Source organism: Pseudomonas gorinensis (genome assembly GCF_042015035.1).
Classification (GTDB): Bacteria; Pseudomonadota; Gammaproteobacteria; order Pseudomonadales; family Pseudomonadaceae; genus Aquipseudomonas; species Aquipseudomonas gorinensis.
Map to the genome: position 1 here is coordinate 2,772,733 of NZ_CP167125.1, position 19,847 is coordinate 2,792,579.

Annotated in this window: 17 protein-coding genes; 10 read left to right on the forward strand and 7 right to left on the reverse strand. The window is 64.0% G+C overall.

What is annotated here, in order from left to right:
• The first annotated feature begins 220 nt into the window (after positions 1–220).
• The 3 genes from AB7933_RS12795 (at position 221) to AB7933_RS12805 (ending at position 3,550) form a co-directional block, all read left to right on the forward strand.
• Positions 221–1,696: a benzaldehyde dehydrogenase gene (locus tag AB7933_RS12795; protein ID WP_024074609.1), complete on the forward strand. Its 1,476-nt coding sequence runs from the start codon at positions 221–223 to the stop codon at positions 1,694–1,696.
• A gap of 57 nt (positions 1,697–1,753) precedes the next feature.
• Positions 1,754–2,521 (forward strand): coniferyl-alcohol dehydrogenase, encoded by a 768-nt coding sequence (locus AB7933_RS12800; protein ID WP_024074610.1) that lies wholly within the window; start codon positions 1,754–1,756, stop codon positions 2,519–2,521.
• Positions 2,522–2,602: 81 nt separating this feature from the next.
• Positions 2,603–3,550 (forward strand): SphA family protein, encoded by a 948-nt coding sequence (locus AB7933_RS12805; protein ID WP_305453203.1) that lies wholly within the window; start codon positions 2,603–2,605, stop codon positions 3,548–3,550.
• On the opposite strand, the gene mhpT is transcribed toward AB7933_RS12805, so the two are convergent.
• Positions 3,547–4,776, reverse strand: a complete 1,230-nt coding sequence (mhpT, locus tag AB7933_RS12810) for a 3-(3-hydroxy-phenyl)propionate transporter MhpT (protein WP_024074612.1) — start codon at positions 4,774–4,776, stop codon at positions 3,547–3,549. The genes AB7933_RS12805 and mhpT overlap by 4 nt on opposite strands.
• A gap of 308 nt (positions 4,777–5,084) precedes the next feature.
• Here mhpT and AB7933_RS12815 point away from each other — a divergent pair, with 308 nt between their 5' ends.
• Positions 5,085–6,401: an OprD family porin gene (locus AB7933_RS12815; protein ID WP_024074614.1), complete on the forward strand. Its 1,317-nt coding sequence runs from the start codon at positions 5,085–5,087 to the stop codon at positions 6,399–6,401.
• A 5-nt stretch (positions 6,402–6,406) separates the two neighbouring features.
• Here AB7933_RS12815 and AB7933_RS12820 read toward each other — a convergent pair whose 3' ends face one another.
• Entirely contained in the window at positions 6,407–6,895 is a 489-nt protein-coding gene (locus tag AB7933_RS12820; protein WP_024074615.1) for a MarR family winged helix-turn-helix transcriptional regulator, read from the reverse strand.
• A gap of 213 nt (positions 6,896–7,108) precedes the next feature.
• Here AB7933_RS12820 and AB7933_RS12825 point away from each other — a divergent pair, with 213 nt between their 5' ends.
• The 6 genes from AB7933_RS12825 (at position 7,109) to AB7933_RS12850 (ending at position 15,186) form a co-directional block, all read left to right on the forward strand.
• The gene (locus tag AB7933_RS12825; protein ID WP_010567568.1) at positions 7,109–7,939 is read left to right on the forward strand and encodes a p-hydroxycinnamoyl CoA hydratase/lyase; all 831 of its coding nucleotides are present in this window, start codon (positions 7,109–7,111) and stop codon (positions 7,937–7,939) included.
• 76 nt (positions 7,940–8,015) lie between these two features.
• Positions 8,016–9,464: an aldehyde dehydrogenase gene (locus tag AB7933_RS12830; RefSeq protein ID WP_024074616.1), complete on the forward strand. Its 1,449-nt coding sequence runs from the start codon at positions 8,016–8,018 to the stop codon at positions 9,462–9,464.
• 62 nt (positions 9,465–9,526) lie between these two features.
• Positions 9,527–11,401 carry a feruloyl-CoA synthase gene (locus AB7933_RS12835; protein WP_024074617.1) on the forward strand — a complete coding sequence of 625 codons (1,875 nt, stop codon included), beginning with the start codon at positions 9,527–9,529 and terminating at the stop codon, positions 11,399–11,401.
• Entirely contained in the window at positions 11,398–12,639 is a 1,242-nt protein-coding gene (locus AB7933_RS12840; RefSeq protein WP_024074618.1) for a thiolase family protein, read from the forward strand. Before AB7933_RS12835 ends, AB7933_RS12840 begins: the two co-directional genes overlap by 4 nt.
• Before the next feature lie 35 nt (positions 12,640–12,674).
• The gene (locus AB7933_RS12845) at positions 12,675–14,417 is read left to right on the forward strand and encodes an acyl-CoA dehydrogenase (RefSeq protein WP_024074619.1); all 1,743 of its coding nucleotides are present in this window, start codon (positions 12,675–12,677) and stop codon (positions 14,415–14,417) included.
• Between the two features lie 55 nt (positions 14,418–14,472).
• The gene (locus AB7933_RS12850) at positions 14,473–15,186 is read left to right on the forward strand and encodes a GntR family transcriptional regulator (RefSeq protein WP_024074620.1); all 714 of its coding nucleotides are present in this window, start codon (positions 14,473–14,475) and stop codon (positions 15,184–15,186) included.
• A 6-nt stretch (positions 15,187–15,192) separates the two neighbouring features.
• Here AB7933_RS12850 and AB7933_RS12855 read toward each other — a convergent pair whose 3' ends face one another.
• The 5 genes from AB7933_RS12855 to AB7933_RS12875 all read right to left on the reverse strand — a co-directional run bounded on the left by AB7933_RS12855 (position 15,193) and on the right by AB7933_RS12875 (position 19,784).
• Positions 15,193–16,143, reverse strand: a complete 951-nt coding sequence (locus tag AB7933_RS12855) for a PDR/VanB family oxidoreductase (RefSeq protein ID WP_024074621.1) — start codon at positions 16,141–16,143, stop codon at positions 15,193–15,195.
• A gap of 28 nt (positions 16,144–16,171) precedes the next feature.
• Positions 16,172–17,233 carry an aromatic ring-hydroxylating oxygenase subunit alpha gene (locus AB7933_RS12860; protein ID WP_024074622.1) on the reverse strand — a complete coding sequence of 354 codons (1,062 nt, stop codon included), beginning with the start codon at positions 17,231–17,233 and terminating at the stop codon, positions 16,172–16,174.
• A 173-nt stretch (positions 17,234–17,406) separates the two neighbouring features.
• Complete coding sequence (locus AB7933_RS12865) at positions 17,407–18,177, reverse strand: SDR family oxidoreductase (RefSeq protein WP_024074623.1); 771 nt, start codon at positions 18,175–18,177, stop codon at positions 17,407–17,409.
• Positions 18,170–18,970: an SDR family NAD(P)-dependent oxidoreductase gene (locus AB7933_RS12870; RefSeq protein ID WP_024074624.1), complete on the reverse strand. Its 801-nt coding sequence runs from the start codon at positions 18,968–18,970 to the stop codon at positions 18,170–18,172. Before AB7933_RS12870 ends, AB7933_RS12865 begins: the two co-directional genes overlap by 8 nt.
• Positions 18,963–19,784: a molybdenum cofactor biosynthesis F family protein gene (locus tag AB7933_RS12875; protein ID WP_041160895.1), complete on the reverse strand. Its 822-nt coding sequence runs from the start codon at positions 19,782–19,784 to the stop codon at positions 18,963–18,965. Before AB7933_RS12875 ends, AB7933_RS12870 begins: the two co-directional genes overlap by 8 nt.
• Positions 19,785–19,847: the final 63 nt, after the last annotated feature.

The window sequence follows — 19,847 nt, forward strand, 5'->3', positions numbered from 1 at the left end:
TTATTAAACATAACCTTATCAATTGAACAAGTGCCAGCGACCTGGTTTTTACCGCCGCGCTGCGGGGTGTCCATGGGCCGTGCGTGGCAACCCTTGGTCCAGAGCCTTCGGCGCGTTATGTCAGCGCCAGGGTGTGCAAGCGGCACAGCCTTTGCTCAAGGCTTGATGCGGCGTTTGCACCGTGTGCAGGCGATGACAATTACAAGAACCGGGAGTTGCCATGTCAGTGTCTGAAACCACCCATTTTCTACAGCGGGCCCTTGAGTCCGAATGCCTGTTCAACGGCGATTGGAGACCCGCTTCGGGAGCCCTGAGCGCGGTGATCGAACCGGCCACCGGCGAGCCGTTGATGCAGTGCGCCATGGCCAACCCAGCCGATATCGCCATCGCTTGCCGGAGTGCGGCCCTGGCGCAGCCGGCATGGGCCGCCCTCGGCCCACGGGAACGCGCCGAGGTGTTTCGCAAGGCGGCGGACCTGGCTCAGCAGGCCTTTGCCGAACTGGCGCTGTACGTCGCGCGGGAAACCGGCGGCGCGCTGTTCAAGGGCGAACACGAGGTGCGCGAGGCCATTGTGCTGCTGCATCAGGCGGCGGGGCTGTTGTCCCAACCCCATGGGCTGGTGCTGCCCAGTGCGGCCGGTCGCCTGTCTTACGCCCGGCGTCAGCCCCATGGCGTGGTCGGGGTGATTTCACCGTTCAATTTCCCCCTGGTGCTGTCGCTGCGCTCGGTGGCGCCGGCCCTGGCTGCGGGGAATGCGGTGGTGCTCAAGCCCGATCCACAGACGCCGGTCAGCGGTGGTTTTATCATCGCCCGGCTGTTTGAAGAGGCGGGTTTGCCCAAGGGGCTGTTGCACGTATTGCCCGGTGCCGCGCCGGCGGGTGAAGCGCTGTGCCGCGACCCGAATGTGCGGATGATCGCGTTCACCGGTTCCACGGCGGCCGGGCGCAAAGTCGCCGAGGTGGCCGGGCGGCATCTGAAAAAGGTCGCGCTGGAACTGGGCGGCAAAAACCCCCTGATCGTTCTTGAAGACGCTGATCTGGACCTGGCCGCGAGCAACGCAGCCTGGGGCGCCTGGCTGCACCAGGGGCAGATCTGCATGGCGACCGGCTTGATTCTCGCCCATGAATCCATCGCCGAACGCCTCACGCGCAAGTTGGTGGACAAGGCCCGGGCACTGACCGTGGGCAATGCCGCGCGAGGTGAAGCCGCACTCGGTCCGTTGATCAATCAACGGCAATTGCAGCGCGTGCACGAGATTGTCAGCGACAGCCTGCAGGCCGGCGCGCGGTTGGAGGCGGGCGGCGAATACGACCGGTTGTTCTACCAGCCCACCGTACTCAGTGGTGTGCGTCCAGGCATGCGCGCCTTCGAGGATGAAATTTTCGGCCCGGTGGCGACGGTCGTCAGTTTTACCACCGACGAGGAGGCCATCGAACTGGCCAACCGCACCGAGTACGGCCTCTCGGCGGCCATCATCTCGCCGTCGGTCGGGCGCGCCATGGCCATCGGCGAGCGGCTCGACTGCGGCCTGCTGCACATCAACGACCAGACCGTGGCCGACGAATGCATCAACCCTTTCGGTGGGCGCGGTGCCTCCGGTAATGGCGGCAGCGTGGGCGGGCCGGCCGACTGGGACGAATACAGCCAGTGGCAATGGGTCACGGTGAAAAATACGCCGCCGACCTATCCCTTCTGAGCCCCGGCCCATGGGGTTGAAACACGCATGCCTATACAAAAACAAGAGGGCTTGAACATGAACCTGCACAACAAAACCTTGATCGTCACCGGTGTCGCTTCCGGCATTGGCGCCGAGCTGGCACGGCTCGCGCGTTTCCAGGGGGCGACGGTGATCGGTGTCGATCGCCATGCACCGCAACTGACCCTGGATGGCTTCTTCCAGGCCGACCTGGGCGATCCGGCCAGCATCGATGCGCTGGTGACGCGCCTGCCGGCGCGCGTCGATGGGCTGTGCAACATCGCCGGCGTGCCCGGTACGGCGCCGGTGCAAACGGTGGCCGAGGTCAATTACCTGGGGTTGCGGCATCTCACCCAAGCGCTGCTGCCACGCATGCCGGCGGGCGGCAGCATCGTCAATGTCGCCTCGGTCCTCGGTGCGCAATGGCCGCAACGCCTGGAACTGCACAAGGCCCTGGCCGCGACGCACAGCTTCGAGGCCGGGCAGCAGTGGCTGGCGGTCAATCCGGTGGAGCAGGCCAGCTGTTACCAGTACTTCAAGGAAGCGCTGATCGTGTGGAGCTTCCAGCAATCCCAGGGCTGGTTTCGTGATCACTCGGTACGTATCAACTGCGTCGCGCCGGGGCCGGTGTTCACCCCGATTCTCGGCGATTTCGTCAGCATGCTCGGGCCGGAGCGGGTGGCCGCGGACAACCAGCGCATGACCCGCCCGGCCCTGGCCGATGAGGTGGCCGCGGTGATCGCCTTCCTCTGCTCGGACGCTGCGCGCTGGGTCAACGGGGTCAACCTGCCGGTGGATGGTGGGTTGGCGGCGACCTACGTGTAAAGGTTGTAACGGCGGTAAACCCCGGTGCGGATCCACCGTGCCGGGGGTCTTGAACAACAACAAAAATACAGGACATACAAGATGCTCAAGCCTATCTTGCGGGCGGTTGCGGCCATGACTTTTGTCGCACTGACATCGACTGCACACGCTTACGATTTGCCCGGACTCAACCTCGGCCTCACCAGTTTCTACGACGGCTCACCGGCCCCCGCGGGCCCTGGCTGGTACCTGGAGGAATACCTGACGTACTCCCGGGCCAGCCGCTTCAATGATGCCAACGGCCACAAGCTGGCACTGCCCAAGCAGGACCTGGAAGTGGTGGCGCCTACCACCCAGATCATCTACCTCGGCCAACCCCTGGCCAATGGTGCGATGCCGGGATTCACCCTGATCAACACCTCCCTGGCCCACGTGGATGTCGACGATGGGTTGAACAATGCGGCGCTGAGTTCGCGGGCTGGCTTTGGTGATGTGATTATGGGGCCCTTCCTGCAACTGCCGACCCTGAGCCGCGCCGACGGCAGCCCACTGCTGACCCAACGTGTCGAAGCCGATATCTCGGTGCCGGTGGGGGCGTATGACCGCAAGCGCTCGATCAACCCCGGCAGCAATTTCTGGTCATTCAACCCGTATTACGCGGCGACGTACTGGTTCAACCCGCAGTGGTCGGCGAGCGGGCGTTTCATGTACCTGTGGAATGGCAAGAATGATGACCCGCAGGCCGGCTTTGGGGATGTTTCCGATACCCAGGCCGGCCAGGCGTTGCATGCCAACCTGACGCTGCAATATGCCTTGAGCCAGCAACTGAGCGTGGGGGTGAACGGCTACTGGTTGAAGCAGATCACCGACACCAAGGTCGATGGGCACGCCGTGAGCGGGCGTCGGGAGAAGGTCTGGGCCGTGGGCCCAGGCCTGGTCTATGCCTTCAACAAGGAGAACGTGCTGTCGGTGAACGCTTACTTCGAGCAGCAGGCTGAGAACCGCACGCAGGGCAACAAGCTGGTGCTCAACTGGCTGCACAAGTTCTAGGCCTTGGTGTGCCCGGCCGCTCCCGGTGTGGACAGGTTCAGTGGCGCCGTACGCACCATCACACTGATGATGGTCAGTGCGGCGATCACTACGCCGGGGGAGGTCGCCAGCAGTACCCCGGCGGTGCCGGCGCCAGCGGCAAGCAGTTGCCCGGCCGCCAGCGGCCCGGCTACCGAACCCAGGCGGCCGACGGCCACCGCTGCACCGACACCGGTGGCGCGCACCGAGGTGGGGTAGGAGGGCGGTGCCGACGCGTACAGCACCAACTGCGCGGCCATGACGAACAGGCCGGCGGCAAACCCGGCAATGGCCATGGGCACGATGCCCACCGACAACCCGACCCCTGCCAACGCCGCCAGCAACCCGGCATACACGGACAGCACCACTTTGACGGCATTGCACCGGTCCAGCAGCACGCCACCGAGCAGCGAACCCAGGGCGCCGCCGATATTGAAGAGCATCTGCACCATGCCCGCCTGGGGTTTGCTGAAACCTTGCTCCAGCAACAGCGACGGCAGCCAGTTCAGCAGCATGTACATCACGGTCAGGGTGAAGAAGTAGCTGAGCCACAAGGCCAGTGTGGTGCGGGCGCGACCTTCGCCGAACAGCGCCTGGCCGGTGGAGGGGCGGGCGCCGGGGGTGTTGTCGCGCTGTTGGCGAAAGGCGGTGGATTCAGGCAGCAACAGGATCATCAACGGCACGGCGAGCAAGGGGGCCAGGCCGCCGATGATGAAGGTGGTCTGCCAGTGTTCACTGGAAAACATCGCCACCACGGCCGCCAATGCGCCACCCAACGGTACGCCGCAGTACATGACGCTGATGGCGGTACCACGGTTGCGTTCGCTGACCGCTTCGGCGCACAGCGCGATCAGGTTGGGCAGCGCGGCGCCCAGCCCCAGGCCGGTGAGAAAACGCACCAACAGCAGGTTCGGGTAGCTTTCCACAAACGCAGTGCTCAGGGAGAACAGGCCGAACAGCAGCACGGCGATCACCAGGATTTTCTTGCGCCCGATGCGGTCAGCGACCCAACCACCGAAGAACGCCCCCGGCAGCAGGCCAATGATCCCGATGCTGAATACCCAGCCGAGCATCTTCGGGTCCAGGGCAAAACTCTGGCGCAATCCTGCGGCAGCGGTTCCGGCGGCTTGCAGATCGAACCCCTCGATCAGCGCAACGATAAAGCACAACGCGATAGTCAGCGTCGAACGACGCGATGGACTGTCCATGGGCAAACCTCATTGTTGTTTTTGTTGTGGTGGCAAGCACGAATGGCTGCTGGTTATTAAGATAACAAAGATAACTAAAAAATGAATGGCGGATGAAAATTGCCAAAATCAATAAATAAGTACTTTAAATACAGGTAGTTGTGGTTCGTATCTGTGCTCGACTTAAAAATAGATATCTTTATTAATGTTCGATTATCGGTCATTCGCAGTTGACGAGCAGCGTCGGCTGTTTCCATTCTTTGTTCGCCAAGCCCAGTGGGCCGAGCCTGCGCCACCCCAAAAACAACAACAAAAAATGGACAACGAACATGCCAGAACTCCCTATGGAAGACGCCGTAGCCGTCGCCCGTGTGCCGAACAACCCTGCGTGCCTGCTCATGGCGTTGCTGGCCTTGAGCGTGCTGCCCACCCCGCTTTGGGCGGCAGGCTTTGTCGACGACAGCCACGGCACGTTGACCCTGCGCAATTACTACCTGGACCGCGACTACAAGGACGACGGTGCGAAGACCGCCGCGCGGGAATGGGCCCAGGCATTTATCGTCAACCTGGAGTCGGGATATACCCCAGGCCCGCTGGGTTTTGGCCTGGATGTCCGCGGTCTGATGGGGGTCAAGCTCGACTCGTCGCCGGACCGCAGCGGCACCGAGTTGTTGCCGGTGTCGGCCAGTGACAAGCGTGCCGCCGATGAATACTCGCGCCTGGCACCGACCGCCAAGTTGCGGTTTGCACAAACCACCGTAAAGACCGGCGACGTATCGATCTTCCTGCCGTTCGCCTTTGCCAGCCCCTCGCGCCTGTTGCCGCAAACCTTTCGCGGCACCACCTTGAGCTCCAAGGACATCGATGGCCTGACCCTCAATACCGGCTACATCGACCGCATCAACAAGCGCGATTCCACCGACTACCAGGCCATGACCATCGCCTCGCCCAACCGGCGTTTCAACCCCACCGCCACCACCTCGCACCTGGCGTACGTGGGCGGTGATTACCAGGTCAACAAAGACCTCAGCCTGCGCGTCTATCACTCGCAAATCGCGGACCTCTACCAGCAGGACACCCTGGCGCTGCTGCACAATCTGCCCGTGGGCGATGGCGTGCTCACCAGCGACCTGCGCAGTTTCTTCAGTCGCGAGGACGGCAGCGCCAAGGCGGGCAATGTGGATAACCGCAACCTCTCGGCGTTATTCGGCTACCGCCTGGGCGGTCACCGATTCAGCCTGGGCTACATGCATTCCAGTGGAGAGACGGCCACGCCCTATATCTCCGGCACCGAGCTGATGGGCATGAGTGAGCTGACCATGAGTTCGGACTTTCTCAATGCCAAGGAGCGCACGTGGCAAGCGATCTACGACTATGACTTCGCGGCATCCGGCCTGCCTGGGCTGAAGAGCCGGCTGCGGTATGTGCGTGGCGACAACATCGAACTGGCAGCGTTCAACGCCGAGGATCGCAAGGAGCGCGAGTTCCAGATGGAGCTGGGCTACGTGATCCAGAGCGGCCCGCTGAAGAACGTCGGGTTGATGGCGCGCAAGTCGATCTACCGCAATGACTTCCCAGGCGGCGCGGCCTTTCGCGATGAAAACCAGACCCGGTTCCTGGTGCTCTACACCGTGGCGCTCTGGTAAGCCGGTCAGTCCTGATAGACCTTCTTCAGCAAGCGCAGCAGCTCTTCACGTTCCTGGCCGTCGAGGGCGGCCGTGGCGTCGAGGTCGCTCTGGGCGGCAATGTCCTTGAGCTCCTTGAGCAGGGTTTCGCCGGTCTTGCTGAGGAAGATCCCGTAGGAACGCTTGTCCGGCTTGCAACGCACTCGCACCGCGAGCGCACGGCTTTCCAGCTTGTTCAGCAACGGCACCACCTGGGGCGGCTCGATGGCCAGGGCGCGAGCCAGGTCGGCCTGCATCAGGCCAGGGTTCTGCTCGATGATCGCCAGGGCCGAGAACTGGGCGGGGCGCAGGTCGTGGTCGGAAAGACGGCCAATCAGGTTCTGGAACAACTTGAGCTGGGCGCGACGCATGGCGTAACCGATCAGGTCGTCCAGGGCCGAATCCATTGGCACGCGTGCCTCGTTGGGATCAGGCAGGGCCTGGCTGGCGTCGGCGAGGTTGGAAGGCTTGGCCATTAACAGTGCAATCCTCAGAAGGTGGAGGTTAAGAAGGCTATCTAGTTTGCCGAGGTTGGAGCGCCATGGCTATGCCGGCTTTTCATAACGCCCGCACAGCGTAGGTTTTACAGCGAAAAAATATTGGTTATGCGGATTAATAGTTAATTGACATAACTATATTTGCGGTTTAATTTCGAATCATCTTCAAACCCAGAACAAGAGCGTACCGCCATGAGCAATTACGAAGGCCGTTGGACCACCGTCAAGGTTGAGATCGAAGAAGGCATTGCCTGGGTCATTCTCAATCGTCCGGAAAAGCGCAACGCCATGAGCCCGACCCTGAACCGGGAAATGATCGACGTGCTGGAAACCCTCGAGCAGGACCCTGCCGCCGGCGTGCTGGTGTTGACCGGTGCCGGCGAAGCCTGGACCGCTGGCATGGACCTCAAGGAGTACTTTCGCGAGGTGGACGCCGGCCCGGAAATCCTCCAGGAGAAAATCCGCCGCGAAGCCTCGCAATGGCAATGGAAGTTGCTGCGCATGTACGCCAAGCCCACCATCGCCATGGTCAATGGCTGGTGCTTCGGTGGCGGCTTCAGTCCACTGGTGGCCTGCGACCTGGCGATCTGCGCCGACGAAGCCACTTTCGGCCTCTCGGAAATCAACTGGGGTATCCCGCCGGGCAACCTGGTGAGCAAAGCCATGGCCGACACCGTGGGCCATCGCCAATCGCTGTACTACATCATGACCGGCAAGACGTTTGGCGGGCAGAAAGCCGCCGAAATGGGCCTGGTCAACGAAAGCGTGCCCCTGGCCCAACTGCGCGAAGTGACCATTGAGCTGGCGCGCAACCTGCTGGAGAAAAACCCGGTGGTGCTGCGTGCCGCCAAGCATGGCTTCAAGCGCTGCCGCGAACTGACCTGGGAGCAGAACGAGGATTACCTCTACGCCAAGCTCGATCAGTCGCGCCTGCTCGACACCGAAGGCGGCCGCGAGCAGGGCATGAAGCAGTTCCTTGACGACAAGAGCATCAAGCCTGGCCTGCAGGCGTATAAACGCTGAAGGGCGCGGCCACCTGGCCGCGCCGTTGTACCCTGCTTGAACGTATTCCCGATAAAGACAATAAAGAGGAATCACCATGCTGGACGTGCCCCTGTTGATCGGCGGCCAGGCGTGCCCCGCCCGTGACGGTCGAACCTTCGAACGCCGCAACCCGGTGACCGGTGAAGTGGTCTCGCGGGTTGCCGCCGCGACCCTGGAAGATGCCGATGCCGCCGTAGCGGCCGCTCACGCCGCGTTCCCCGCGTGGGCGGCGCTGGCGCCCAACGAACGCCGCACCCGCTTGCTCAAGGCTGCCGAGCAATTGCAGGCGCGCAGCGCCGAATTCATTGCCGCCGCCGGCGAGACCGGCGCCATGGCCAACTGGTATGGCTTCAACGTGCGCCTGGCGGCCAACATGCTGCGCGAAGCCGCGTCGATGACCACCCAGATCACCGGTGAGGTGATCCCCTCCGATGTGCCCGGCAGCTTCGCCATGGCCTTGCGTCAGCCGTGCGGCGTGGTGCTGGGCATTGCGCCGTGGAATGCCCCGGTGATCCTCGCCACCCGTGCCATCGCCATGCCGCTGGCCTGCGGCAATACCGTGGTGCTCAAGGCCTCGGAGCTGAGCCCGGCAGTGCACCGCCTGATCGGCCAGGTGTTGCAGGATGCCGGCCTGGGTGACGGCGTGGTCAACGTCATCAGCAATGCCCCGGCGGATGCCGCCGCGATTGTCGCGCGGCTGATCGCCAACCCGGCCGTGCGCCGGGTCAACTTTACCGGCTCGACCCATGTGGGGCGGATTGTCGGCGAGCTCTCGGCGCGTCACCTCAAGCCGGCCTTGCTGGAGTTGGGTGGCAAGGCGCCGTTGCTGGTGCTCGACGACGCCGACCTCGACGCTGCGGTCGCGGCGGCGGCCTTTGGGGCTTATTTCAACCAGGGCCAGATTTGCATGTCCACCGAACGCCTGATTGTCGACGCCAAGGTCGCCGATGCGTTCACCGCCAAGCTCGCGGCCAAGGTCGCGACCCTGCGCGCGGGTGACCCCGCTGCGCCGGATTCGGTACTGGGTTCGCTGGTGGACGCCAGCGCCGGCACACGCATCAAGGCGCTGATCGACGATGCCCTGGCCAAGGGCGCACGCCTGGTGACGGGCGGCCAGCTGGAGGGCAGCATCCTGCAGCCGACCCTGATCGATGGCGTTACCGAACACATGCGCTTGTACCGCGAAGAATCCTTCGGCCCGGTGGCGGTGCTGCTGCGCGGTGACGGTGATGAAGCCTTGCTGCGCCTGGCCAACGATTCCGAGTTCGGCCTTTCGGCGGCGATCTTCAGCCGTGACACCGGGCGTGCACTGGCCCTGGCGCAACGGGTCGAGTCGGGCATTTGCCATATCAACGGCCCGACCGTGCATGACGAGGCGCAGATGCCGTTCGGTGGCGTCAAATCCAGCGGCTACGGCAGCTTTGGCGGCAAGGCCTCGATCGAGCACTTCACGCAATTGCGCTGGGTGACCTTGCAGAACGGGCCGCGGCATTACCCGATCTGAGCAGGCGTCGCGACATAACAATAACGAGGCGGCTTTGATCCGCCTTGCTGGAGGACACCCTTGTGAGTTCCGAATTCAGACCGCAACCCCAGCCCGCACCGCGCTATCGCGAGGTCTCCATCGGCCACGCACCGGTGGCGGTCACTGAAGAACACGGCGTGCTGCATATGCGCTCCCTGGAGCCCCTGGCCGAGTTGCCAGCGCGCCTGCTCGATCGCCTGGTGCATTGGGCCCAAGTGCGCCCCGAGCAGACATTTATCGCGGCGCGCCAGGCCGGCGCTGATTGGCGCCGGGTCAGCTACCGGGAAATGCTCGACAGCGTGCGCGCGATTGCCCAGGGCCTGTTGAACTATGGGCTCTCGGCGGATAAACCGTTGGCACTGTTGTCGGGCAACGACATCGAGCATTTGCAGGTGGCGCTCGGCGCGATGTACGCCGGTATTCCCTACTGCCCGGTATCGCCGGCCTATTCGTTACTGTCCCAGGATTTCGCCAAGCTGCGCCATGTCTGTGGCTTGCTGCAGCCAGGGCTGGTGTTCGTCAGCGACGCGGCGGCTTACCAGCGCGCCATCGACGCCGTCTTGCCGGCCGAGACCCCGCTGATCAGCGTGCGCGGCCATGTGCCTGGACGCACTCAGGTCAGCTTCGCCAGCCTGCTGCAAACGCCGGGCGGCGCCGAAGCCGACGCGGCGTTCCAGGCCACCGGCCCCGACAGCATCGCCAAGTTCCTGTTCACCTCGGGCTCGACCAAATTGCCCAAGGCGGTGATTACCACCCAGCGCATGCTCTGTGCCAACCAGCAAATGCTGTTGCAGACCTTTCCAGTGTTCGGCGAAGAACCGCCGGTGCTGGTGGACTGGCTGCCGTGGAACCACACGTTCGGCGGCAGCCACAACGTCGGCATTGTGCTCTACAACGGCGGCACCTTTTACCTCGATGATGGCAAGCCCACGGCCCAGGGCTTTGCCGAGACCCTGCGCAACCTCAAGGAGGTTTCGCCCACCGCCTATTTGACGGTGCCCAAGGGTTGGGAAGAACTGGTCAACGCCCTGGAACAGGACGCCGAGTTGCGCGAGCGTTTTTTTGCGCGCATGAAACTGTTCTTCTTCGCCGCCGCCGGCCTTTCGCAAAGTGTCTGGGACCGCCTTGACCGCGTGGCCGAGCTGCACTGTGGTGAACGCATCCGCATGATGGCCGGGCTGGGCATGACCGAAGCCGCACCGTCCTGCACCTTCACCACCGGGCCACTGTCCATGGCCGGTTATATCGGTTTGCCCGCGCCGGGCTGCGAGGTACGCCTGGTGCCGGTGGACGGCAAGTTCGAAGGGCGCTTTCGCGGGCCGCACATCATGCCGGGGTACTGGCGCGCCCCCCAGCAAACCGCCGAGGTCTTCGACCAGCAGGGTTTTTATTGCTCGGGGGATGCAATCAAGCTGGCCGACCCGAATCAGCCGCAACTGGGGCTGATGTTCGACGGGCGAATTGCCGAGGATTTCAAGCTGTCCTCCGGGGTGTTTGTCAGCGTCGGTCCGTTGCGCAATCGCGCGGTACTCGAAGGCTCGCCCTTGGTGCAGGACCTGGTGGTTGCGGCGCCGGACCGCGAATGCCTGGGCGCCCTGGTATTCCCCCGGCTCTACGAGTGCCGTCGGCTGGCGGGGCTGGACGCGGCCGCCAGCGACGCCGAAGTGCTCGCCAGCGCGCCGGTGCGCCAGTGGTTCGGCGAGTGGCTGCAGCGCCTCAACCGCGAGGCCACCGGCAATGCCAGTCGCCTGGAATGGATTGCCCTGCTCGACGAGCCCGCGTCCATCGACCGTGGGGAAATCACCGACAAAGGCTCGATCAACCAGCGTGCGGTACTGCAATGGCGCGCGGCCAAGGTCGAGGCGTTGTATCGCGGTGAAGACGCGTCGATCCTGCGCGCCGAGCGCCAGCCTTGAACCGCGTCGGGCAGTACTCGGCGTTTGCCGACGTGGCGATTTTCGAGGCAGTGCGCACGCCATGGGTGGACCTGGGCGGAGCACTGTCCCAGGTGTCGCCCATCGACCTTGGGATCAAGGTCGGCCGTGAAGTGCTGGCCCGCGCCGGCATCGACCCCTTGGCAGTGGACAGCGTACTGGCCGGCTCCATGGCCCAGGCCAGCTTCGATGCCTACTTGCTGCCACGGCATATCGGCTTGTACAGCGGTGTGGCGCAAGCGGTCCCGGCACTGGGGGTGCAGCGCATCTGCGCCACCGGTTTCGAGCTGTTGCGCCAGGCCGCTGAACAACTGCGCGACGAGGTGCAACTGGCGTTGTGCGTGGCCAGTGAGTCCATGTCGCGCAACCCGATTGCGGCCTACACCCACCGGGATGGGTTTCGTCTCGGTGGCGAGGTGCAATTCAAGGATTTCCTCTGGGAGGCCCTGTACGACCCGGCCCCGGGCCTGGACATGATCGCCACCGCCGACAACCTGGCGCGCCGTTATGGCCTGAGCCGCGAGGCCGTGGACCGTCACGCCTGCGACAGCCATCAGCGTGCCTTGCAGGCGCAACGTGACGGCGCCTGGGCGGAAGAAATCGTCACGGTCGACAACCAGGTGTTCGAGCTTGAGGGGTACCAGCCCAGGGGCATCAGCCTCGCGCGCTGGGCCGGTGCCGTCAGCGTCGACAGCCACCCACGACCCACCGACCTTGCGGCCCTGGCGCGCTTGCGCACCGTGCATCCAGACGGCGTGCAAACCGCCGGCAACAGTTGCGCGGTGGTCGATGGCGCGGCGGCGGCGCTGGTGGGGCGCGCCTCGGCCTGTACGCATCCGCCCCTGGCCCGGCTGCTGGCCAGCGCGGTGGTCGGTGTGGCCCCCGAGTTCATGGGCATCGGCCCGGCACCGGCGATCCGCCTGTTGCTGCAACGCAGCGGGTTGAACCTGGGCGACATCGACCGCTTCGAGATCAACGAAGCCCAGGCCGCCCAAGTACTGGCGGTGGCCCATGAACTGGAGCTGGACAGCACCCGCCTCAACGTCCAGGGCGGCTCGCTTGCGCTGGGGCATCCACTGGCCGCCACCGGCCTGCGCCTGGTGATGACCCTGGCCCGGCAACTGCGCCAGCACAACCTGCGCTACGGGATTGCCTCGGCGTGTGTGGGCGGCGGGCAGGGCATGGCGTTGCTGATCGAGAACCCTACCTATCGCGCTTGAGTGCGCGATTCTTTTTTTGTCGATGAGGTGTCCCGATGTGGAGCTATGAGGCGCCCCTGCGCGATATGCAATTTGTCCTTGAACACTGGTTGCAGGCGCCCGATACCTGGCAGCGCAACCCGGCGTTCGCGGCCCTGGATCTGCCGCTGGCGGTACAAGTGCTGGAGGAGGCGGCACGCTTCAGCCAGGGCGTGCTGGCGCCGTTGAACGGCCACGGTGATCGCCAGGGCTGCCGCTGGCAGGCGGGCCAGGTCAGCACCCCGGACGGCTTCGTCGCGGCCTATCGCGCCTATGTCGAGGGCGGATGGCCGGCGCTGGCGTGTGCCGAGGAGCAGGGCGGGCAGGGCTTGCCGCAATTGCTCGACGCGGCGCTGCAAGAGATGCTCTACGCCAGCAATCATGCCTGGGCCATGTACACCGGGATCGCCCATGGCGCCTACCTGTGCCTCAAGGCCCACGCTGCTCCGTGGTTGCAGGCGCGCTACCTGCCCGACATTGTCAGTGGCCAGGCCTTGCCCACCATGTGCCTGACCGAGCCCCAGGCCGGCAGCGATGTCGGCTTGCTGCGCTGTCGTGCTGAACCCCAGGCAGATGGCAGTTATCGCCTCAACGGCAGCAAGCTGTTTATCTCCGGCGGCGAGCACGACCTCACGGCCAATATCCTGCACCTGGTGCTGGCGCGCCTGCCCGATGCGCCGCCGGGCAGTCGAGGGATTTCGCTGTTCCTGGTGCCCAAGCAACTGGACGATGGCCAGGCCAATGGTGTGCACTGCGATGGCATCGAACACAAGATGGGCATCAAGGGCAGCGCCACCTGCTCCCTGGTGTTCGACGCCGCCCAAGGCTGGCTGATCGGCGACGTCAATCGCGGCCTGGCGGCGATGTTCGTGATGATGAACTCGGCGCGCCTGCATGTGGGCCTGCAAGGCCTGGGGCATGTCGAGGCCGCTTGGCAGAACGCCCGGCAATACGCCGCCGAACGCGTGCAGATGCGCGCGCCGTCAAGGCCGGAAGAAGTGGCGGCCCAGGCGGCTGATCCGATCCGTTATCACCCGGCCATGCGCCGCGTGTTGCTGGAGTTGCGCGCCACCAGCGAGGGGATGCGCGCGATTGGCTATTGGGCTGCGCACCTGCTTGATCAGGCCGAGCATGACCCGCACTCGTCGGCCGCCCAGTTGGCGCCGTTGCTGACGCCGATCATCAAGGCGTTTTTCACCGAACAGGGCTTTCGCCAGGCCAGCCATGCGCTGCAGGTGTTCGGCGGTTACGGCTACGTCACCGAGTTCGCCATCGAGCAAACCCTGCGCGACAGCCGCATCGCGATGATCTATGAGGGCAGCAACGAGATCCAGGCCAATGACCTGCTGCTGCGCAAGGTGCTGGCGGATGAGGGCCGCGCCTTTGGCCTGCTGCTGGCCGAGTTGCGCACGGAAGCCGCGCAGGGCGGGGAGTGCGGCGAGTGTGCCGGTTTTGCCCAGGCACTGGGCAGCCTGTGTGACGCGTTGGCGAGTGTGGTCGAGGCCATCGGTGAACGAGCGCTGGATGACAGCGAGTACCCCTATCGAGCCGCGCCGGACTTTCTCCAGTTATGTGGCGTGGCGCTGCTGGCCTTTGCCTGGGCGCGGGCCGCACGGGTCTCCAGGGCACTGCCCGAAGACGATCCATTGCGAGCCGCCAAGCTGCAAAGCGCCGGGTTCTTTTTCGATTACCTGCCGTCGCGTTTGGCGCAGCACCTCGGGGCAATCGACGGCGCGCGCGCAGCGCTGGCGTTCGTCTGACGGCGCCGGGCGCTTGCGGTACTATGGCGACTCACGTTTTCTGGAAGTTGCCTGGATGAGTAAACCCGGTCAATTGGTGCTGGTTGCACTGCGCAAGATGATCGCCAGCGGGGAGTTGGCGGCGGGGGAGCGCCTGATGGAGATTCCCACGGCGCAGCGGTTCGGTGTGTCGCGCATGCCCGTGCGCATGGCGTTTCGTACCCTCGAACAGGAAGGGTTGCTGGTGCCGTTCGGCGGGCGTGGGTATCAGGTCCGTTCGGTCAGCCCGGACGACATTGCCGGCGCCGTCGAAGTGCGTGGCGTGCTTGAGGGCCTGGCGGCGCGTCAAACCGCCGAGCGCGGTTTATCTGCTGCGGCGCGCGCGACACTGGAGCGCTGCCTGGTGGAAGGCGACCAACTGTTCGACAAGGGCTACGTGACCGAAGACGACCTGGAGGTCTATCACGACCTGAACATGCGCTTTCACCACGTCATCGTCGAAGGCAGCCATAACCCGGCGATCGCCGACGCCCTGGCACGCAACGATCACCTGCCGTTCGCGTCGGTGACCGCACTGGCGGTGGATCGCGAGGACATGGCCCGCGAATACCGGCGCTTCAACTATGCCCACATGCAACACCACTCGGTCTTTGATGCCCTGGTCAATCGCCAGGGCGCGCGGGCCGAAGCCATCATGCGCGAGCACGCCAATGCGACCTTGCGCTATGCCGAGATCTTCAGCTCGGCCACCGCCGACGCGCGCATGAAGGTGATTTTGCCCGCGTCGTGACACCTGTCAGATATCGAGCACCAGCAGCGCGGTCTTCGCGCGTGAGCAGCAGGGCGTGAACTGATCATTCAACGCCTGTTCCTGCTCGGTGAGGAACAGATCGCGATGTTCCGGTATGCCTTCCAGCACGCGGGTCAGGCAGGTGCCGCAAATGCCTTGTTCGCACGACACGGCAATCTCGATACCGTGGCTTTCCAGGACCTGGACCACCGTCTTGTCGGCCGGGATTTCGAAGACTCGGCCGCTGCTGGCGACTTTCACCGAAAAGCCCCCGTCGAGGCTGCTGTCCACCGGCGCCGCGGTGAAGTATTCGCGGTGCAGGCATGCCTCCTGCCAGCCCTGGGCCCGAGCGCTGTCGAGCACATGCTGCATAAAACCGCCGGGGCCGCACACATACAGGTGGACGTTGGCTTCGGGCTTCGCCAGTACCTGGGCGGCATTCAAGGCCGTGTGGGGCTGCTCATCGAAATGCAGGAACACCCGCTCGGCAAATGGCGATGTTTTCAGACGCTGCACAAACGCCGCGCGGTCTTCGGCGCGGGCACAATAATGCAATTCGAAGTCGGCACCCGCGTGAGCCAGGCGCTCGGCCATGCACAGGATCGGGGTGATGCCGATGCCACCGGCAAACAGCAGGCTGCGCCGTGCGTCGTGGGCCAGGGGAAACAGGTTGCGTGGTTCGCTGATGGTCAGGTGTGTGCCCTCGTGCACCCGTTCGTGCAGGCTGCGCGAGCCGCCCCGGGAAGCCGGGTCCTTGAGCACACCGATCAGGTAGCGATGGCGTTCTTCAGGGTGATTGCACAGCGAATACTGGCGCACCTGTCCATCCGGCAGGTGCACGTCGATATGCGCGCCGGCACTGAAGGCCGGCAGCGGTTTGCCGTCGACGCTGGCCAGTTCGTAGCTGCAAATATCCTGGGCTTCGTTGTTGCGCGATACCACCACCACATCGATCATCTTCAGTCCTCGCAAGGGGTTGTGCCGTTCAGGCGGTGGTCGTGGCGATCAGTTGCGGTTCGAGGGCGCGTTCCTTGGCGATCAGTCGCTCCAGGATCTTGCGTGACTGCACGCCGCCGGCATCGATATTCAGTTTGAGCAGGTTGCGCGTCGGGTGGGCCAGCAGGTTCTGTTGCTGGCGTTCAAGCATCTCCAGGTCTTCGCTGAAAATCTTGCCCTGGCCTTCGCGAATACTGGCGGTCAGTGCTTCATCGTGGGGGTTGAAGTTGCGCGCCATGCCCCAGAAATACCAGATGGAGGTCTCGGTTTGCGGGGTGATGAAGTCGACCACGATGCTTGCCGCCTTGTGCTCGGGCGCGGCGTGGTAGCCGCCCTTGCCGGCGTGGGCCACGCCGACTTCGATGAGCACATGGCTGGGCGGGGTGAAGCGGCAGATCTGCCAGCGGTCCACCGGCACGTCATCGGCCAGGTTATTGCCGCGCAGGGCCATGCGCCAGAACGGCGGGGCCATGATGTTTTCCATATGCCGCGCGGTGACCACTTCGTCGCCTTCGACCGTGGTGACAGGTGGCGCTTCGTCGATTTCCTTCTGGCCGATGCTGGAGGCGTGGACGTAGGTTTCGTGGGTCAGGTCCATCAGGTTGTCGATCATCAGGCGGTAGTCGCACTGGATATCGAACAGCCCGCCGCCATAGGCCCATTCATCACTCACCGCCCATTCCAGATGATGGATCAGTGCCGGATCGGCCTGGGCCTGATCGCCGGGCCACACCCAGATGAAGCCGTAGCGTTCGACGGCGGCGAACGTCTTGTTGCAGGGAAAGCCGCGCACCCGCTGGCCTGGCATTTCCACGGTCTTGCCATCGCCGCCCATGACCAGGCCGTGGTAGCCGCAGACCAGGTTGCCGTTTTCCACATAGCCCAGCGAGAGCGGCGCACCGCGATGGGGGCAGAAGTCCTCGACCGCCACGACGGCGCCTTCCAGCCCACGATAAAACACCATTTTTTCACCGCAGATCTGTCGACCCAACGGCTTTTGCGCGATTTCATCGGGGGTGCAGGCAACATACCAAGTGTTCTTGGGGTACATGGCGACTCTCCAGGCGAGTGATTATTCTTATTTAATGGATCCATTAAATGAGTGCTCGAATGGAGAGTCAATCTTGAATCGCTTTTTATCGGGCGATTATCGATCATTTTTTAAGTTATTGGATCCACTGGTCGGCGTTCATCACTGCCTTGAGTTGTTCGGCAAACGCTGTTTCATTTCACTTCAGGCAACGTAGAGCCCCCATCCACCACCAGGGTTTGCCCGGTGATGTAAGCCGCCAGGTCAGACGCCAGGAACAGCATGGCCCCGGCAATATCCTGAGGGGCGCCGAGCCGCCCCAGGGGGACTCGGCCGGTGATGTCGGCGTTGACCTGCGCGTCGCCAAGGTTGTCCATGGCCGGCGTGGCGATCATCCCCGGCTCGACACCGTTGACGCGCACCTGGTAGGTGGCCAGTTCCAGTGCGGCGTTGCGAATGAAACCATTCACCCCGGCCTTTGAGGCTGCGTAATGGCTGAGCCCTGGGTAGGCGACCCTTGGCCCGGTGACCGATGAAGTGACCAGCACGCAGCCACCCCCTTGGCGCTGAAACATGGGCAGGGCTGCCTGAGTCAACCAGAACAGCGCCGAAAGATTGACTGCCAGTGTGCGTTCCAGCATGGACGGGGTGATCTGCGCGAACGCTGTCAACGGAAAGTAGCCGGCGTTGTGCACCAGGATATCCAGGCGCCCCCAGCGTCGTTCTATCTCCCCAACCAACTCGAACACCGCTGCCGCATCGGCCATATCAACGCCTGTGGCCTCGACCCGGCACGCGTGTGCCGTCAGCTCTGCGGCCAGCGCCTGGGCTTGCGTGACGCGCAGGTCGGCGATCATCACCCGCGCGCCACGCCAGGCGAACGCTTCGACGATGGCGCGGCCGATACCCTGCGCCCCACCGGTCACCAGTACCGTCTTTGCGCTGAAATCCAATGCTTCATGCATGTGTGTGCTCCAGGCGGGCATAGGCCAGCGTCGGTACATCGACAATGCTCGAACCGCCATCGGCGACGACGCTCGCACCGGTGATGATCGAGGCGTCGGGGCCGGCCAGGAAGCGGCATACCCTGGCGATTTCTTCTGCGCTGGCCGGGCGACGCAACGGCACATCGGCACATACGCGTGCGTAGGCTTGTTGCAGTGTTTCGCCATGGAAATTCATCAATGGCTGCATTTCTTCGTCAGCCATCGGTGTGGTGACCCAGCCTGGGCACACCGCGTTGACGCGCACCCCACGTGGCCCGTAGTCGCGGGCCAGGGAGCGATTGAGCCCGAGCAGTGCGTGCTTGGCGGTGGTGTAGCCGCACACGTCGGGGCCGGCGGCCAACGAGGCGAGGGAGCCGAGGAGAACGATGTTGCCGGCACTGGCGATCAGCAGCGGCAGGCAGGCCCGGGCGCTGTAGAACGCGCTGTCCAGGTTGCTGCGCAACGCGGCTTCCCAACTCGACGGGCGGGTCTCGGTGGCGCTGCCCAGGCCATGCCCGCCGGCGCAGGCCAGCAGCACATCGAGGCGACCGTAGTGGGCTTGAATCTGCGCGATAAAACCCTCCCAGGTGTCTGGGCAGGCGGCATCGCCCACCAGGATCAGGCCTCCGGTTGTCTGCGCAACCTGCTCCAGGAGCGCGCGCCGACGGCCGATCAACACCAGGTTGGCACCTTCGGCGGCGTACAGGCGGGCGCAGGCGGCACCGATGCCCGTGCCGGCACCGGTGATGACGACGGTACGTGGATCAGGCATCGGGATACTCCGTGCGGTTAAGGACCTGGCAGTAGGAACTGACCGGGAAATTGGACAGGGCGTCGAAGGACGCACCGGCATACCCGAAGATCTTGCCGTCGCTGCGATGCTGTTGCAGGTCGATCAACACCAGGCCGAGGGTCGGGATGATCTTTTCGCGCCAGACGAACAGGTACAGTTGATCGGCAATCTTGTAGGCGTGGCAGCGGTCGGTATCGCACAGGCCTTGCTCGACGCCCTTGAGGCACTGCCAGGCATAGAACTGATCGTTCAGATAGACGTGTTCGTACACTTCGCTGGGGCTATAGCGATACAGGTTGCGCAAGCCCGTCAGTTCCTGGGTGGGCCCGTGGGGGCACAGGCCTGCCTGCCAGGGCTGATCCAGGCTGCCGTGCAGGAACTCCACTTCAACCGAGGTCAGGGCCTTGCCGGCCAGGGCGCGACTGTACAAACCTTCTTCGGTTTGCGCGCGGTCCGGCAGGCGGCCGATCACGGCGGTGAACGACGACGTGGTGGTATCCAGCACCAGGCTGATCGACCAGGCCTGAGTGTCTTCGTGCTTGATGAAATCGACCAGATACAGGCCGGAGCGCACGGACGTGGCGCGGTACACGGCCGAGCCGCTGGAATGACCGTCGGCGGCGTTCCAGTGCAGGGCCTCGGTGTCAAAACGATGTTCGATCTGCCAGCCGTTGGCGAAGTTCAGCGTGAAGGTCCTGCCGCTGAGGTCGGCAAGGTTGGGCAGGATAAATGCGTCGGGGGCAAAACCGTCGGCGAGGGCGCCTACGGTGATCCAGTTGGAGGGTGTGGCCATTGCATGACTCCGGTTGATGGAATAGACAACCCGGATCATGGGGTGGCGCGCGAGGCTCGCCTA